Origin of the sequence: Ensifer sp. LC163 (genome assembly GCF_001695855.1) — a bacterium.
Classification (GTDB): Bacteria; Pseudomonadota; Alphaproteobacteria; order Rhizobiales; family Rhizobiaceae; genus Ensifer.
On the sequence record NZ_MBSS01000027.1, the window covers coordinates 1 to 16,412 of the forward strand.

General features: G+C 60.6%; 17 protein-coding genes. 6 read left to right on the forward strand and 11 right to left on the reverse strand.

The genetic code is table 11. The annotated features are described in order from the left end of the window. Positions 1 to 133: 133 nt before the first annotated feature. Positions 134 to 1,048: a LysR family transcriptional regulator gene (locus BC360_RS21355; protein ID WP_065796837.1), complete on the reverse strand. Its 915-nt coding sequence runs from the start codon at positions 1,046 to 1,048 to the stop codon at positions 134 to 136. Positions 1,049 to 1,142: 94 nt separating this feature from the next. On the opposite strand from BC360_RS21355, the gene BC360_RS21360 reads away from it, so the two are divergent. Further along, a complete protein-coding gene (locus BC360_RS21360) occupies positions 1,143 to 2,177 on the forward strand; it encodes an NAD(P)H-binding protein (RefSeq protein WP_065796838.1) in 1,035 nt (344 codons plus the stop codon). Here BC360_RS21360 and BC360_RS21365 read toward each other — a convergent pair. Further along, positions 2,167 to 3,063 carry a lytic transglycosylase domain-containing protein gene (locus BC360_RS21365; RefSeq protein WP_413813760.1) on the reverse strand — a complete coding sequence of 299 codons (897 nt, stop codon included), beginning with the start codon at positions 3,061 to 3,063 and terminating at the stop codon, positions 2,167 to 2,169. The two genes, BC360_RS21360 and BC360_RS21365, sit on opposite strands and share 11 nt — an antisense overlap. A gap of 131 nt (positions 3,064 to 3,194) precedes the next feature. Then, positions 3,195 to 3,704 carry a GNAT family N-acetyltransferase gene (locus tag BC360_RS21370; RefSeq protein WP_065796839.1) on the reverse strand — a complete coding sequence of 170 codons (510 nt, stop codon included), beginning with the start codon at positions 3,702 to 3,704 and terminating at the stop codon, positions 3,195 to 3,197. A 36-nt stretch (positions 3,705 to 3,740) separates the two neighbouring features. On the opposite strand from BC360_RS21370, the gene BC360_RS21375 reads away from it, so the two are divergent. Continuing rightward, complete coding sequence (locus tag BC360_RS21375; protein ID WP_065796840.1) at positions 3,741 to 4,310, forward strand: helix-turn-helix domain-containing protein; 570 nt, start codon at positions 3,741 to 3,743, stop codon at positions 4,308 to 4,310. Between the two features lie 2 nt (positions 4,311 to 4,312). Here the strand turns inward: BC360_RS21375 and BC360_RS21380 are convergent, their stop codons facing one another. From BC360_RS21380 to trxB, 5 genes are all read right to left on the reverse strand, one after another. Further along, the gene (locus tag BC360_RS21380; protein ID WP_065796841.1) at positions 4,313 to 5,116 is read right to left on the reverse strand and encodes an aminoglycoside phosphotransferase family protein; all 804 of its coding nucleotides are present in this window, start codon (positions 5,114 to 5,116) and stop codon (positions 4,313 to 4,315) included. Between the two features lie 65 nt (positions 5,117 to 5,181). Continuing rightward, positions 5,182 to 6,303, reverse strand: coding sequence for an alkene reductase (locus tag BC360_RS21385; protein WP_065780289.1), 1,122 nt, complete (start codon positions 6,301 to 6,303; stop codon positions 5,182 to 5,184). Between the two features lie 43 nt (positions 6,304 to 6,346). Beyond that, positions 6,347 to 6,637, reverse strand: coding sequence for an ArsR/SmtB family transcription factor (locus BC360_RS21390; RefSeq protein WP_065796842.1), 291 nt, complete (start codon positions 6,635 to 6,637; stop codon positions 6,347 to 6,349). A gap of 615 nt (positions 6,638 to 7,252) precedes the next feature. Continuing rightward, entirely contained in the window at positions 7,253 to 8,149 is an 897-nt protein-coding gene (locus BC360_RS21395; protein WP_139110144.1) for a LysR family transcriptional regulator VtlR, read from the reverse strand. A 114-nt stretch (positions 8,150 to 8,263) separates the two neighbouring features. Next, positions 8,264 to 9,238, reverse strand: coding sequence for a thioredoxin-disulfide reductase (trxB, locus tag BC360_RS21400; RefSeq protein ID WP_065780291.1), 975 nt, complete (start codon positions 9,236 to 9,238; stop codon positions 8,264 to 8,266). Between the two features lie 838 nt (positions 9,239 to 10,076). Between trxB and BC360_RS21405 the strand changes: the two genes are divergently transcribed. The 3 genes from BC360_RS21405 (at position 10,077) to BC360_RS21415 (ending at position 12,482) form a co-directional block, all read left to right on the forward strand. Continuing rightward, positions 10,077 to 10,547, forward strand: a complete 471-nt coding sequence (locus BC360_RS21405; protein ID WP_053247447.1) for an Lrp/AsnC family transcriptional regulator — start codon at positions 10,077 to 10,079, stop codon at positions 10,545 to 10,547. A gap of 83 nt (positions 10,548 to 10,630) precedes the next feature. Then, complete coding sequence (locus BC360_RS21410) at positions 10,631 to 11,452, forward strand: glycosyltransferase family 2 protein (RefSeq protein ID WP_065780293.1); 822 nt, start codon at positions 10,631 to 10,633, stop codon at positions 11,450 to 11,452. 7 nt (positions 11,453 to 11,459) lie between these two features. Continuing rightward, on the forward strand, positions 11,460 to 12,482 hold the full coding sequence (locus tag BC360_RS21415; protein WP_065796844.1) for a glycosyltransferase: 1,023 nt from the start codon (positions 11,460 to 11,462) through the stop codon (positions 12,480 to 12,482). Positions 12,483 to 12,502: 20 nt separating this feature from the next. On the opposite strand, the gene BC360_RS21420 is transcribed toward BC360_RS21415, so the two are convergent. Next, the gene (locus tag BC360_RS21420) at positions 12,503 to 13,558 is read right to left on the reverse strand and encodes a glycosyltransferase family 4 protein (RefSeq protein WP_065796845.1); all 1,056 of its coding nucleotides are present in this window, start codon (positions 13,556 to 13,558) and stop codon (positions 12,503 to 12,505) included. 89 nt (positions 13,559 to 13,647) lie between these two features. Beyond that, entirely contained in the window at positions 13,648 to 14,124 is a 477-nt protein-coding gene (gene greA, locus BC360_RS21425) for a transcription elongation factor GreA (RefSeq protein ID WP_053247673.1), read from the reverse strand. 295 nt (positions 14,125 to 14,419) lie between these two features. Here greA and BC360_RS21435 point away from each other — a divergent pair, with 295 nt between their 5' ends. Next, a complete protein-coding gene (locus BC360_RS21435) occupies positions 14,420 to 15,910 on the forward strand; it encodes an MFS transporter (RefSeq protein ID WP_065796847.1) in 1,491 nt (496 codons plus the stop codon). Here the strand turns inward: BC360_RS21435 and BC360_RS21440 are convergent, their stop codons facing one another. Further along, entirely contained in the window at positions 15,911 to 16,237 is a 327-nt protein-coding gene (locus BC360_RS21440; RefSeq protein WP_161952494.1) for a DUF6894 family protein, read from the reverse strand. It abuts the gene before it with no gap. Positions 16,238 to 16,412: the final 175 nt, after the last annotated feature.

The following is a 16,412-nucleotide window of genomic DNA, read 5'->3' on the forward strand; positions in this document are numbered from 1 at the left end:
GCGTGAGCCGGCGCGTCCTTCTTCACCTCCGCCAAAACACGGCCGTCAAAAACAACCCAATCCGCAAAACAAAACCCGCCGAAAAATCGACGGGTTTGTCAGCGGTCTGAAGCCCGCCGATCGGCGGGCTTTTTTATTGAACAGTCGCAACTTCGGGCTGGCGAATGTAGGCTCTCAGGCCTTTGGCCAGCGCATCGAAGACCACACGGCAACGCGGCGCCGTCTTCAGGTTTTCATGCATGACGAGCCAGGTCTCGAGCTTCATTGTGAAGCCGTCCGCCAAGACTGGAAGAATGTCGGGATCCCGGGCGGCGAGCGCATTCTGGCAGATACCGATGCCAAAACCGGCGCGAATGGCGGCAAGCTGCGCGAGGTTGCTGTCAGCCTTCAGCGCAAAGCGCACCTCCGGCAGATCCGGCGAGCGGGCGATGATCGCCCGGATTGCCGCCGTCTCGCGATCATAGCCGATCAGGCTGTGCCGGCTGAGATCAGCAAGCGTCTTCGGCATGCCGCGCCGCTCGATGTATCGGCGGTGGGCATGAAAGCCGAGCGGCACCGCACCGATGTGAAGCGCCACCAGTGCATCCTGACTGGGCGCGGCCATGCGCACGGCAATCTCCGCCTCCTGCCGAAGGATATCCTCGATCGCATCGGACGCCGACAGCTCGATGGTCAGATCGGGATATTGCGCATGCAGCTCGGCGAGGATCGGCGGCAACACCTCGATACCGACCACTTCGCTGGCACTGATGCGCACTGTGCCGCTGACCGTGTCCTGCTGGCCGGAGGCGGCGCGAAGGAGGGCCGCTGACGTTGCGGCAAGTGTTTCTGCATAAGGCCGCAGCGCTTGGGCGGCATCGGTCGGCAGCAGCCCCTGCGGCGAACGGGTGAAGAGGGGAAAGCCGAGCATCTCTTCCATCGCATCGACATGGCGCCCGACGGTCGGCTGCGTCAGGCCGAGCTCGCGCCCGGCCGCCGATAGCGAGCCTTCTTTCAGCACCATCAGGAATGTCCGGTAGTAGTCCCAGCTCGGCTCGATCTTGCTCATACATAAAAGTATAACAACGAAACAGAAAACAGCAATTCCGTTTATCCCGGTATTACAGGACATTGGTTCCATCAGAACCGATGGAGCAGATGTAATGACCGACAATCTGGAACAGGCAAGAACAGTCCTGGTATTGGGCGCGACGGGCGGCATCGGTGGTGCCGTTGCCCGCGGCCTCAGCCAGCGGGGATGGAGAGTGCGCGCACTCAATCGCGATATCGCCAGGGCCGCACAGACGGCACCGGCATTCGAATGGGTGGAGGGCGACGCAATGAAGCGGCTGGACGTTCGCGCCGCCGCAGAAGGCGTCGAACTGATCGTGCATGCCGTCAATCCGCCGGGTTACCGCAACTGGGGCAAGCTGGTCTTGCCAATGCTCGACAACACGATTGCTGCCGCGAAGGCGGAAGGCGCGCGCATCCTTCTGCCGGGCACGATCTACAATTTCGGTCCGGATGCTTTCCCTGTCCTGACCGAGGAAAGCCCGCAGAACCCACATACGGACAAGGGCATCATCCGCGAGGAAATGGAACTTCGGCTAAAGGCTGCGTCAGACGCCGGTATCGGTGTGATCATCCTGCGGGCAGGGGATTTCTTCGGTCCCGATGCCGCCAACAACTGGTTCTCGCAAGGGCTGGTCAAGCCGGGCAAGCCACTGACCGCTATCAGCTATCCCGGCAGCAAGGGCATCGCGCACCAATGGGCCTATCTGCCCGATGTGGCAGAGACGATGATCCGTCTAATCGAGCGCGCCGAGGACCTGCCTGCCTTTGCCGTCTACCATATGCGCGGTTTCGTCGATGACGACGGTACGAAGATGATCGCCGCCATCCGTCGCGCAGCGGGACAGCAAAGACTTCCGGCACGTGCCTTTCCATGGTGGCTGATGACGCTGGCCTCCCCCTTCGTTCCGCTGTTCCGGGAGTTGCGCAAGATGCGCTACCTCTGGCGGCAGCCGCTGCAGATGCCGAACGATCGATTGCTGGACTTGCTCGGCGAGGAGCCGCGTACACCGATCGATGAAGCCGTGGTCAAAACCCTCAAGGCGCTCGGTAGCCTGCCGCATAGTGCCGGACAAATCGGCGCCGGCGACGGACTCACCCCAGCAAAAATGGCGGTCAGTTCCTGAAGACCATGCAAGCGCCACCATTTTTCCGAATGGTGGCGCAAAGCGCATTGGCTTCCGCCTGGCTATCGCGGCCGATGCGGGCGGCATAACGAATGCGGCGGCCGAAGCTGGCATTGCGTTCGCGCAGGAGCAATGCCTTCTCGCCGCGGATTGGGGCCGGCAGCCGCTTGACGGCGTTGACGAACAGTCGCTGCGCGACCGACTTCTGAAAATGCGCGGCAAGCTGCACGCCCCAGGGCGCCCACTCCGCCTCGTCGATCACGTCGATCTCGCGCAGCCGCCGCGTGCTTGCGAGCGCCACGCAGCCGTCGAGAAAGTTCTTGTTCCTGTCGAGCGTCAGGTCGAGTGTCTTGGGTGGATTGTCCCGCCAGTCCTCGACGCTATAGGCGGTGATCGCCAGTACGTAGTTGCGCGTCTCCGCGGGCAGCCAATCCACTTCGAGGAAGCGCTCCAGCCCATTTTCGCCGGCATTGTAGGCAGCGGCAGCAAAGCCGAGATTGCCGTAGCGCGTCTTGAGTTCACCGAGATACTCGGCCGATTTCCCTAAGGAGGCAACGACGTCGAAACTGTTGGAAAGACCGCGCATTTTGGCCGTGCCCGGCATGAACTGCGCGATGCCTTCAGCCCCTTTCGGGCTGACCGCATTCGGCCGGAACAGGCTTTCGCGCCAGATCAGGCGCGCAAAGAAGGCCGGAGGCAGATCATTGGCGGCGGCATAGTGATCGATGACGCCGCAGACGTCGCGCTCGAAGCTTTCCTTGCTCACGCACAGGGATTTGGAGGAGTCCGTCGCGGACCGGCCGACATAGATGCATTTGGCGCGCACCGGCAACTCGTCGATGCGAGCATGGGCAATATCCGGCAGCCCCGAACTCACCGCGATCAACAACGCAAGTAGCCCCCTGGCAGCAAACGCAAAACCTCTTGAGCTGCCGTTCCCCATGCAGTACCGCCCGCAATCCTCATCGAAACAGACCGGCTTCATACATAACATCTCGCGCGTCTCGGAAAAACCCGTCAGGCGGGCGAGCCAGTGGAGAGCACCAGTTGCATGAAGGTCAGGTCGAGCCAACGGCCGAACTTCGTCCCGACTTCGCGCATTCGCCCGGTTTCGGTGAAGCCCAATTGTTGATGAAGCCGGATCGAGGCGGCATTCTCCGACTCGACTCCCGCCACCATCACATGCTTGTCGAGCCGCTCGGCCTCGGCGATCAAGGCAACCATCAGCTTGCGGCCGATGCCGCCGCCGCGACAGTTGCGGTGGACATAAACGGAATGCTCGACCGTGTGCCGGTAGCCGTCAAACGCCCGCCAGTCACCGAAGGAGGCGTAGCCGACGAGATCGCCGCCATCAGAAATGGCGACGAAGACCGGGTATCCGGCATCGCTTCGCGCCTTGAGCCAGGCAGATCGATTGGCGACATCGACTGTCGTGTCGTTCCAGATGGCGGTCGTATTGGCCACCGCGTCGTTGTAGATGTCACAGATGACCGGCAGGTCATCTTCCCTTGCTTGCCTGATCAGCATGTTGCCCCGCATGTTCGTACACTATATGACTACGACATGGATACTAAAGTGTACAGCCTCGATCAACGCATCAGCGATCGCATCCGTCTTGAACGGGAAATCCGCGGTTGGTCGTTGACTGAGCTCGCCGAGCGCTCCGGCGTCTCCCGCACGATGATCCACAAGATCGAGCGCGCAGACAGCAGCCCAACGGCAACGCTGCTTGCGCGACTTTCGGGCGCTTTTGGCCTGACGATGTCGACGCTGATTGCGCGCGCTGAAATGAGCCAGGGCAGACTGTCTCGGCGCCAGGATCAATCGGAGTGGCGTGATCCGCAAACCGGATATCTTCGACGCCACGTCTCGCCGATGTCCGATCTGCCGCTCGAACTCGTTGAGATAGAGCTTCCGGGAGGCGCCGACGTGCCGATCCCGGCATCCGCCTATGCGCTTCACCGTCGTTGGATATGGGTGAAACAGGGCACCCTGACCTTCGTGGAGGGCTCGGAGACCCACACCCTTGGCGAAGGGGATTGCCTGGAACTCGGCGCGCCGCAGGATTGTGTCTTCCGAAACATCGGCAGCGAGACCTGCATTTACGCGGTCATCCTGTTGAGAACCAGCTGAACTCAACGCTCGAGTTCGGCGATCGCGATCGCAGCCATCGTCAGGTCGCTCTCTACGCCGAGGTCATCGCCGTCCTCCAAAAACCAGGCGGCGGAAAGCCCGGCATAGGCCAGCACCCATTGCAGGATTCGGCGCGGGGCAAGCCCCGTCTGCTCGGCGACGATGGGCAGGTGCCGCCGCAGCCGGCCTGGTGCGGTGACCAAGGGCAATTCCTGATTGCAGAACAGGTTGGCATAGTCGTAACCGCGATCGCCATGAACACGCTTCGGGTCGATTGCCAACCAGCCGCGATCGCCGAAATCGAGGATGTTGGCGTGATGCACGTCACCATGCAGCACAACAGGCGGTTCCGGGTCGGCAAACAGGCCTTTCGCCGCCCCGAGCGCTCGCACAAAAAGGCCACCTTGAGCAGGAGCGGCCGCCTCCAGCGAACCGAACGATTTGTCGAGCGGCACGAGATCCTGCGGAACGGGTGTCGAACGCGGCGCATGAAGCTTGGCGACGGTGCGGCAGATGATGCGCGTGGCCTCCTCATCGCTGCCCGTCATCGCGAGATGAAAAAGGTTGCGCCGGCTATCCGTGCGCTCCATCAGGACCGCCTCGCCATCCGATTCATAGACTTTTGCAGCACCTTGCCCGTTCCAGTAGAGCATCGGCAGGCGGCCGAATTTTTCTTCGGGATCCTGCGCCACTTTCAGCATCGCCGACTGGTTGCGATAACGGACGGGATGAAGATGACTGGAGGGGGTGACGATGATTTCCCCGTCCGGCCGCAATGACCATTTTCCGAAATATGAAGAAAACATAAGGGGCCATTTTCCCAATGGACAAATGCCCCGCCGGGTGACGGGGCATAGGCCATGTGGTGGTATCAGGCGACCTGTTCAAGGGAGGGGTAGTCGGTATAACCCTTTGCGCCGCCGCCATAGAACGTCGCCTGATCCGGCGCATTCAGCGGAGCGTTTTCCTTCAACCGCTCGACAAGATCCGGATTGGAGATGAACGGCTTGCCGAAGGCAACCAGATCAGCCTCGCCGCTTTCGACGGTCTTTGCTGCGAGATCGCGATCATAGCCGTTGTTCGTCATCCAGGCCGCCTTGCCGCCCGCTGCGACATAGACGGCGCGCAGCGCGTGATAATCGAACGGACGCTCGCCCTGCTGGTGATCACGCGGGCCGCCGGTCGCACCCTCGATGATGTGGATGTAGGCCAGCGGATAGCGAGTGAGGTTCTTGACGACATAGCTGAAGAGTGGCTGCGGCTCCGGATCGAAAGCGTCGTTGGCAGGTGTTACCGGCGAAAGGCGGATACCAACACGACCGGCGCCGATCTCCGACGTGATGGCATCGACAACCTGGAACAGGAACCGGGCGCGATTCTCGATCGAACCGCCATAGGCGTCGGTACGCTCGTTCGAACCGGCGCGCAGGAACTGATCAATGAGGTAGCCATTGGCGGCGTGGATCTCGACACCATCGAATCCCGCATCGATCGCCGCACGGGCGGCCTTGCGATAGTCCTCGACGATCCCCTCGAGTTCGCCAATGTCGAGCGCACGCGGCTCCGAGGTTTCGGCAAACGAGCCCGTGCCGTCAGCATTGATGAGATAGGTCTTCGACTTTGCCCTTATCGCCGAGGGCGCCACCGGCTTGCCACCGCCCGGCTGCAGCGAATCATGCGAGATCCGGCCGACGTGCCACATCTGCACGACGATCCGGCCACCCTTGGAGTGGACGGCATCGGTAACCTTGCGCCAACCATCGAGGGCTTCGGGTAAATAGAGGCCGGGCACATCGGCATAGCCCTGGCCCTGCTGGGTGATCGCGGTCGCCTCGGTGATCAACAGGCCGGCCGATGCGCGCTGTTCGTAGTACGTGGCGTTGAGGGTGTTCGGCACGGCCTTCGGCGAGCGATTGCGCGTCAGCGGCGCCATGACGATACGGTTCTTCAGAGCAATGTCGCCGACGGTGATGGGGTCGAAGAGGGTAGCCATTGCAGGTCCTTTCGGTTTCAGTTTGGTCTTGGGGAGGGGATAGTCAAAGGCTGCCGATGTCCTTGAGGAACGCGGCAATCGTCTCTTCATTGCGCTTGTAGAAGACCCATTGCCCGAGACGTTTGGTCGTCACCAGGCCAGCGCGCTGAAGGATGGCGAGATGGGAGGATACGGTGGATTGCGACAGGCCGCAGCGCTCGAACTGGCCGGCGCAAACACCCATTTCGAACGGATGCTCCTGCGTCGGAAAGTGCGCTTCGGGCTCCTTCAGCCAAGCAAGGATGCTCACTCTTGCCGGGTGCGCCAGGGCCTTGAAGATTTCGTCTCGATCCATCGTCTATCGCCATATCGCGTTTTATCGATAGATGTATCGCCGATGACCGATATACAAATCACAAGAACGTGAGGAGAAAATGGGCAAAAAAAGAGGGCCACAAGAAAACTTGGGCCCTTGTAGTTGTGAAGGTAATTAAAACCTCCAGAGGGGAACAGCTGCTGCGGTGGCGGGGAGGAGAAAGCCACCAAGAATGCATCAGCTGCATTTTGATATGGGAAGCGAAGTACCGGTTTTCAATAGCCGGCTGTGAATTTCGTCACGGTCCGCCCGTGTCCAAACAGTAGACAAAAAAAGAGGGCCACAAGATGACTTGGGCCCTTATAGTTGTGAAGGTAATTAAACCTCCAGAGGGGAACAGCTGCTGCGGTGGCACTGGGAGGAGAAGCCACCAAAGATGCATCAGCTGAGGGTGGTATGCTGCTTTTTTGGGCGAGCAGCAATCATTTAATATGCATGTCAGCCATGCCATGTGCGCATCGCTGCCCATTTTTGCATCGCACAAACAAAATGCGGCGCACAAAACGCGCCGCATCTTGGAAATTACGATTAGAAAACAACGCACTACCAAGCCACCCAGAAATGCTCACAAATCGAGCAATGGCCCCATCGGCATCAGAAGCTCCAGTTCCTGGCCTTGGTGACGATGTAGTCGCGGAAGACTTTGAGCTTGGCGGCATTCTTCATCTCGTCCGGATAGCAGAAATAGGTATCGAACGACGGGATGTCGGCGCTAATCGGAAGTTGTATGAGGCCCGGGTCGCGGCCGACGATATAGTCGGGCAGCATCGCGATGCCGATACCGAGCAGGCAGGCGCGCTTGATCGAGGTCTGGCTGTTGATCTGTAAGTGCGAGGTCCGCGGATTGTCGGAATCGCGGCCGGCGATTTCGAGCCAATTGACATCAAGCAGGTAGTTCGGCGCCGGTTCGCCGAAGGTGATGATGCGGTGATTGTCGAGATCGTCGAGCGACTGCGGTTCGCCGTGCTTGTTGATGTAGGAGGGCGCCGCGTAGACGTGCATATGCACGGTGAAGAGCTTGCGCTGTATCAGGTCGGATTGCTGCGGCTGGCGCAGGCGAATGGCGCAGTCGGCATGCCGCATGTTCACGTCGAGCTCCTCGTTGTCGAGGATCAGCTGTACCTGGACGTCCGGGTGCAGAGACATGAACTCCTGGATCTTGTCGGTCAGCCAGCCCTGGCCAAGCCCAACGGTCGTCGTGATGCGCAGCTTGCCGCTCGGCTTGTCCGTCGTCTCGCTCAGTTGCACCTTGACGCTTTCGAGCTTCATCAGCACTTCGTGCGCGGTCCGGTAGAGGATCTCGCCCTGCTCGGTCAGGATCAGGCCGCGCGCGTGGCGATGAAACAGCTTGATGCCGACATCCTGCTCGAGCGAGCTCACCTGACGGCTGATCGCCGACTGGGAGAGATGGAGCTTGTCTGCCGCATGCGTGAACGACCCAGCTTCGGCCGCCGCGTGAAAAATGCGCAGTTTGTCCCAATCCAGCGACATGAAGTCCCCCATATGAAACCACCCCGGGGGACGGGATCATGTCCTACGGGTGTGGCTGATGCATCTGTTCCCGACGGGAAGGCGCCTTGCGGGGAGCCTCCCGATTCGCAGCTTCTATTCGGCTGCAATTGCGACGGGCATATGACCCGCCAGGTATTTCTCGGCCTCAAGCGCCGCCATGCACCCCATGCCAGCAGCGGTCACGGCCTGACGGTAGATGTCGTCGGTGACGTCACCTGCGGCAAAAACGCCGGGCACGTCGGTCGCCGTCGAATCGGCGGCTGTCCAGAGATAGCCGTTGGACTTCTGCCGAAGCTTGCCCTTGAACAATTCGACGGCCGGCGCGTGACCGATCGCGACGAAGACGCCATCAGTCACCATGTCGCTGGTTTCGCCCGTCTTGGTATTGCGTAGCTTCACGCCATTGACCGATGCCGGCATCGGCGGCTTCGGCGCAGCGCCCAGATATTCGACGACCTCGTGATCCCAGATGATCTTGACGTTGGGCTTGGCGAACAGGCGCTCCTGAAGGATCTTTTCGGCGCGGAACGAGTCGCGGCGGTGGACGACGGTCACGGTCTTTGCCAGGTTGGAGAGGTAGAGAGCCTCTTCAACGGCCGAATTGCCGCCGCCGACGACGATGACATCCTTGTTGCGATAGAAGAACCCGTCGCAAGTGGCGCAGGCCGAAACGCCGAAGCCCATGAAAGTCGGCTCGGTTTCGATGCCGAGCCACTTGGCCTTGGCGCCGGTGGCGATGACCAAGGCGTCGGCCGTCCAGTCGTTGCCGCTGTCGGTCTTGACCCGGAAGGGACGAACGGAAAGGTCGACATCCGTCACCAGATCGTTGACGATCTCGGCACCGACATGCGTTGCCTGCTTCAGCATCTGTTCCATCATCCAGGGACCCTGGACCGGATCGGCATAGCCCGGATAGTTTTCCACGTCGGTGGTGATCATCAACTGGCCGCCCTGTTCCATACCTGCGATCAGAACGGGCTCCAACATTGCGCGCGCCGTGTAGATGGCGGCAGTGTAGCCGGCCGGGCCGGAGCCGATGATCAGCACTTTTACATGGCGGGCAGTCATGGTCTTGTCCTTCGCTCACCGAACTGCCGCAGGGCATGTCCGCATCCGTTACATCACAGGCAAATAGTGCCATACTTTAGGTATTCCCCCTGGGGACTTTCAAGGGCGGTAGCGGTGATACACACAAGTGCTTGAGCCCAAGGCGCCGATTTGACACCAGATCGGGCATTTTTGCACCGCTTGCGTCGCTCGCATTCATGTCACAAGCCCGTGATCACACGGCATGGGAAGCGGGGCCAGCAACAGAGGCATGAGATATAACCCCGCCGGCGACATAACGTGAGCCCCTGCGTGCCGTACGAAAGGACCAGGGCGGAGGGTAAAGTGCGGGTTGCCACAGATTTTTCGATGTATCGCCCCGAATGAATCGACTTTAGCCGGCCCGGCCGCACCGTAACGCCGGTTTTCCCGCGAATAGTGGGCGCAGATGCTTGTTGTCGGATCAGTTTGGCGATATTTCACGCGGATTCACTTTGCTGGAGAGGCATATGGGGTTGAATGCAAGCCGCGTTTGGCTCGACCGCGAACTCGTCGCGTTTGGCAATTCACCACCGGAGAATTGTCTCGCCCTCGATATGGCCCCCGGATCGCAAACATACGCCCTGACGTCTGCACGATCGCACGGCGAAAGCGCAGAACTCGCACTCGCCGAACAGGAATGCAGGCGCAGCACCTGTCGCCACATGCAGGTTGAACGCACGGGGCGCAGTCGGTCGACCTTATGGCCATCCTGATATAATCGGCTCGGCAACGACAACCGCCGGCCAACCAACAAGAATACTCCTGTTTCGACTTAGCCTTGTGCGCCAAAGTCGCCGTGTGAAAAGGACGAACCTTCATGACGAAACAAGTCGAGCTCGACGCAATCGATCTCAAGATCCTTCGCGAGCTCCAGCGTGACGGCAGGATGACCAATGTGGACCTCGCCCAGCGTGTCGGCATCTCGGCGCCACCGTGTCTGCGACGCGTTCGCAAACTCGAGGAAACCGGCGTCATCAAGGGCTACCACGCGCTGCTGAACGCGCCCGCGCTCGGCTTCGACCTGGTTGCGTTCTGCATGGTGGGCCTCAAGCGGCAGTCGGAGGCGGATCTCAAGGCGTTCGCAGCGGCAACGGCCGAATGGCAGATCGTGCGCCAGGCATGGACCGTCTCGGGCGAGAGCGACTTTCTGCTGCACTGCGTTGCCGAAAACCTGACCGCGTTTCAGGATTTCGTCATCGAAGTTTTGACCGCCAACGAGCGGGTCGATACGGTGCGCACGATGTTGACCATTCGCCAGGTCAAGGATATCGGGCTGGTCCAGATCTAGGATCCAGAAGACTTGAGCATCCACAACGGCAGCGAGGCTACCTTGGAGAACGCAGACACGACCGGAGTTGAGTGGCGTCTTCCATGAGCAAACTTCCGCTTTCCGCCTTCATCATCTGCCAGAATGAAGAGGCCTACCTCGGCAACTGCATCGAGAGCCTCGAGCAGTGCGCTGAGATCGTCATCGTCGACTCAGGATCTACGGATGGCACTGCGGCACTCGTGCAATCCTTCATCGACAAAGGATGGCCGATCCGCTTCATGCATGAGCCATGGCGGGGCTATGCGGGGCAGAAGCAATTCGCGCTCGATCAATGCACACAGCCCTGGTGCTTCAACATCGACTCCGATGAGCGTCTCGATGAACCGCTCAAGGCGCTTCTGCCATCCCTGCTTGACGGACCGGCCGAGACCGTCGGTTGGCGCGTGGCGCGCCGCCCCTATCTCATCGGCTACGGTTATACGCCGGAGCGCGTGCACGAGAGGCGCAATCTGCGCCTGATCCGCAAGGGCAGGGGACGCTACGATCTCAATCAGAAGGTGCATGAAGGCATCGTGCCCGACGGTCACGTCGGCGCGGCCAGCAAAGGCAGCCTGCTTCACTATCGTCCGCTCATCATCGACGAACAGATTCTGAAAGAGAACAAATATTCGACGTTGAAGGCGGACCAACAGTTCGCCGCAGGAAAGCCGCCGCGGCCGTACAAGATGCTGGCGAGCCCTCCACTTTATTTCTATCGTCTCTATTTCCGCAACGGTCTTTGGCGCTGCGGCTTTCCGGGCTTCATCGAAGCCATGACCGGTGCCGTTTACGCGTTTTTGACTGCCGCCAAGATCTATCAGAGGCACGCGCTAAAGCGCCATCCGAACCATGACGACATGGATCGGCAGCGACGGCAGCCGTGAGGTTCCCATGAAAGTTATGCACTACCACTTCGGCAAGGACGGTGGCGCGGAGCGCTTCTTCGTCCACCTCGTCAACTCTTTGGCTGAGCGGGGCGTCGAGCAGACGGCGATCATTCGGCCTGGACGCATCTGGCGCAAGGACATCGAAGGCGCAACGCGAATCGTCGAGAGCAACTTCCGCAATCTCTCGCTCGATCGCATTCTGCTGCCATTGAAGGTCAGCAGCATGGCGCGGCGTGAGAAGCCTGACGCGCTGTTTGCGTGGATGCCGCGTGCCAGCCGGCTGATGCCGAACTACAAGGGTTGCATCAAGATCTCGCGGCTCGGCGACTATCCACTGCGCCTCGACTATTTCCGCAATACCGACTGCCTCGTCTGCAACACACCTGGCATCGCCGAACATGTGCGCAACATCGGCTGGAAGCGCGATGTCGAGGTGATCTCAAACTTCACCAACACCGAACGTGTCACCGCCGTCGACCGCGCCACGCTTGACACGCCAGCCGACGTTCCGGTGGTCATGTCGATGGGCCGCTTCGTTCCGCGAAAGGGGTTCCATACGCTGATCCAAGCGATTGCCAAGGTGCCGGATGTCCACCTCTGGCTGATCGGCGATGGCGAACAGCGCGAGAACCTCGAAAAGCTTGCCGCCGATCTGGGGGTTGCAAACCGTGTCCGTTTCGCCGGATGGCATAAGGACGTCCGCCCGTTCCTGGCCGCCGCCGACATCTTCGTCATGGCTTCAAGTCACGAACCGCTTGGCAACGTCGTCCTCGAATCCTGGGCGCAAGGGACACCGGTCGTTTCCAGCCGTTCCGAAGGTCCGCGATGGTTCATGCGAGACGGTGAAAACGGCCTGATGGTCGATATCGGCGATGCCGAGGGCTTTGGTCGCGCCATAGAGCGTATCGCCAACGACCCGCAACTCGGCTTGCGTCTGGCGGAAAGCGGCCATGAAACGCTGATGAACCAGTTTTCCAAACAGGCAATCACGGATGCCTATCTGAAGCTGTTTGCCTCAAAGAAATAGACGGTTGGCCATTCGGCCAGTCAGCGCATCAGTCGTTCATAGACCGCGTTGATGGCGGCAGCTTCGCCTTCGATCGCGAACGAGTTGGCGGTGCGCACAAGTCCATTCGCGCCAGCGGTTTTGCGCCGCTGATCATTGTCCATGAAAGCCGCCGTCGCTTCCACCATGGCTTGAAGGTTGTCGGCCGGAACGACCGTGCCGGTTTCGTCGGTCCCGCTCACGACGAGCTCTGAAAATGCACCGACATCCGTCGCCACCACCGGAACACCCGTTGCCATGGCTTCGAGCGGCGTCAGGCCGAATCCTTCCCAGCGCTGCGGCGCGACGAAAAGATCAAGCGCCCGGTACCAGTCGGGCATGTTGGTGTGTTCGCCGACAAACAGAATGCGCTCGGCAAGTCCGGCTTTCGTGACGCGCTCCTTGAGCTCGTTTTCAAACGCCACATGCGGCCCCGTGGCTCGGCCAGCGACGATCGCGCTCCAGCCTGGACGGCAGGGCAGGAGAGCGATCATGCTGTCGATGAAGAGATCGGTGCCCTTCTGACGGCGGACCCGTCCGAAGCAGCCGACGAATTTCTGGGCCGGATCGACGCCGAGCGCGGCTTTCGCCTGATGCCGATCGGCCGGAGGCTCGAATCGTCTGGTATCGATACCGTGCAGGATGACGTCGTTCGGCACTTCGAGATAGGCGGCCGTTTTGCCGCTCGTCGCGATCACCGCGTCCATCCGCCCGATCAGAAACTTGCTCCAGCCCGTATGGCGGCGCTGCGATGCCGACGTGAAGGCGACCTTCAACTTCATGCGCAAGAGATCGCGCAGGATGATCGCCGGCAACATCTCGACATTGCGGCGTGCGTGCCAGACGCGGCAGCGCCGGCCAGCCGGTGCTTTCCAGAGATGCAGGAGATCGAGAAACCGAATCGAAGGCAGGCTGTCGGGAAGGCCGGGGCCAAGCACCGCGATCTTCAGACCCAGCGCGCGCTGGATCGGGATCAGTTGGATGATCGTCGAGGTAACGCCCGAGAGGCGTCGCTTGAAATTGGGAGCGATGACCTCGACGTCCCGGATATCAGCCACGGAAGCGCTCTCCTTGCGCATGCGACAATCAATGTCTTGGAAGGCAGGGGGATTGGGGCAAAGCGGAACCGCCGCCCCAAAAGGGGCTATCAGCCCCAGTTTACCGCGAGGATTTCGTAAGCCTTCGAACCGCCTGGAGCGTTCACTTCGATGGAATCGCCGACTTCCTTGCCGATCAGCGCGCGGGCGATCGGCGACGAGATGGAAATGCGGCCGGCCTTCACATCGGCTTCCTGGTCGCCGACGATCTGATAGGTCTTTTCTTCGTCGGTGTCCTCGTCGACGAGCTTCACCTTGGCGCCGAACTTGATCTTTGAACCCGACATCTTCGACAGATCGATGACTTCAGCGCGTGCGATCAGATCTTCGAGTTCGCCGACGCGACCCTCGTTGTGGCTCTGGGCTTCCTTGGCCGCATGGTACTCGGCATTTTCCGACAAGTCGCCATGCGCGCGTGCTTCAGCGATGGCCTCGATGATTCGTGGTCGCTCTTCCTGCTGGCGCCAGCGCAGCTCCTCCTGCAGGTTGACGAATCCACCCTGTGTCATCGGCACTTTGTCGACCATTTCAATGTCCTTCATCAAGCACGAGGCGCCGCTTGGGGGCGGCGCCAACGCAAAAGAAAACGGTCTCCGGCGCGTAAACACCGGAACCGTCCGAAATATCCGAACCGTTCTTATAGCAGAAAGAAATCCGCCAATGCCAGATTTTTCGCCATGATCCACCGCGCCCTTTCACACGGGACGCAACCTGTAGGCGCTCTTCGAAAATCGACATCCTCACGAAATGGGCTTTACCTCAACCGCGGTTGAGGTCGTAACAGTTCTATTTCCGAAACGACCAGCAGGCGGAAATGACAGGATGAGCATGACAAAAGACGGCCACGTCGCTGGAAAACCCGGCCCGCATTCAGAAGCGGAGGGGCGTTGGGGCGAGTTGCTGCAGCCCAACCATCTGGCGGCCACGGCGACGCTTTGTCTCGGTGTCGCGCTCTTCGCCTTCAACGAGTTCTTCATCTCGACGGCACTGCCGACGGCTGTCGCGGACTTTGGCGGCGCGGCGCTGCTCTCCTGGGCTTTCACGCTCTATCTCGTCTTTGCCATCGTCGGTGGAGCGCTGGCGGCGAACGTGAAGGCTCGCTTCGGCGCCCGCAACACGTTGATTGCGGCGGCACTTGTTTTCGTCGCCGGTACCGCGATCGCAACGCTGGCGACGAGCATGCCGCAGGTCCTGGTCGGAAGACTGTTTCAAGGTCTGGGCGAGGGCGTCATCGCCGCCGTCTGCTACGCGCTGATCCCCGAGCTTTTCCCGCCACGGCTCGTGCCGAAAGTTTTCGGTGCCGAGGCTATCGTCTGGGCGACCGCGGCCTTCGCTGGCCCACTCATATCAGGATTTCTGACCGAATACTGGTCATGGCGCGCAGCATTCTTCGTCAATATTCCCGCTGCCGCGATCTTCGTCGCGCTTGTTGTCGCAATCGTTCCCCGACAGACGAGGTCGTCTCAAGCCGTGCAACCCATTCCGCTCCTTCGCCTGTCCGCATTCGGCCTCAGCATATTGCTTATCTCGGTTTCGAACATGGTGCAGAACGGCTTCGCGATGGCAGCCTCGCTGGTGACGGCGATCGCCATTCTCGTCAACACCATCCACATCGACCGCCGATCCAAACACTCGATCCTGCCATTCGGCGCGTTCGCAGTCCGGCGGCCGCTCGGCACTGGCCTCTGGATCATCCTATTGATGCCACTGGCGCAGGCCTCCGGCTCCGTCTACCTGGTCTATGGCCTGCAGCATCTGTGGAATTTCGGTCCGACGGCCGCTGGCTTCTCCAGCGCCTTGATGGCGATGTCGTGGAGCCTGACGGCCATCCTGGTCGCAAGCCTTCGCTCACACGATCTGCGTGTGCGGTTGATCTGGGTGGGGCCACTGCTTCTATGCCTCGGTCTCGTCGGCTTGACTCTGGCGATCGCAACAGGGGAGTTTCGGCTGGTTTTTGTGGGCCAGATTGCCATCGGGGCCGGATTCGGTGTCTGCTGGGGCACGCTCAGCCAATTGCTGATGGACGTGTCGCCAACCGCCGAGCGGGACAAGACATCGACGCTGCTGCCGACGCTGCAATCGGCCGGCTATGCGATCGGGGCAGCTGTCTTCGGGCTAACGGCCAACATGCGCGGCTTCGATGAAGATGCGCGCGTGGTGGTCATGCGCGACGCATTGCTGGCAGTATTCGCCATCGCTTGCATGATCTCGATCGCATCGTTGGTCTTCGGCATCAGAACCGTCCGGCTTGCGCACGGCAAGCGATCGACCGAGGCCCGAATCAGAGCGCGTCAACCAGTGCCGATCGATTGATCAGCTGATCGCGGACAGGGCGGGGTGGACGTCGACGGGCCGGTGGAAAACACCCAGCCTGCGGCGGCCGATCAAAGCGTCCTGTTCGCGACCACGGCCATCGGACGGTGCGATCATCGCCAGAAGCTCGCCGTTGGCGGACCGGACATGGACCTTCAGAGATCCGTAGTCGGCATCGCGGCCGATCCTGTCGGCAATTCGCTGGCCGTAATACAAGGCGGAACCTACGTCGAAGTGGCTGATGCCATCCTCATCGACAAAGCGCTCGTCGCCCCAATACAAATCGAAGAAATAGACCTGCACGATGTTGCCCCGTCCCATGCGCATGGCCGGGTCTTTCCGGTCTTGGGAGCGCATGTGGGCATATGAACATCCGACGGCCGAATGCAGGCTGAACCCGGCGTTCAGCTGGCGTTCACAACCATGAAGGGGAGCTTGCGCAGGCTCGGCGCGCGACCCGTCTGCCGTCATCCTCGGGCTTGACCCGAGGATCTAGTCTTAC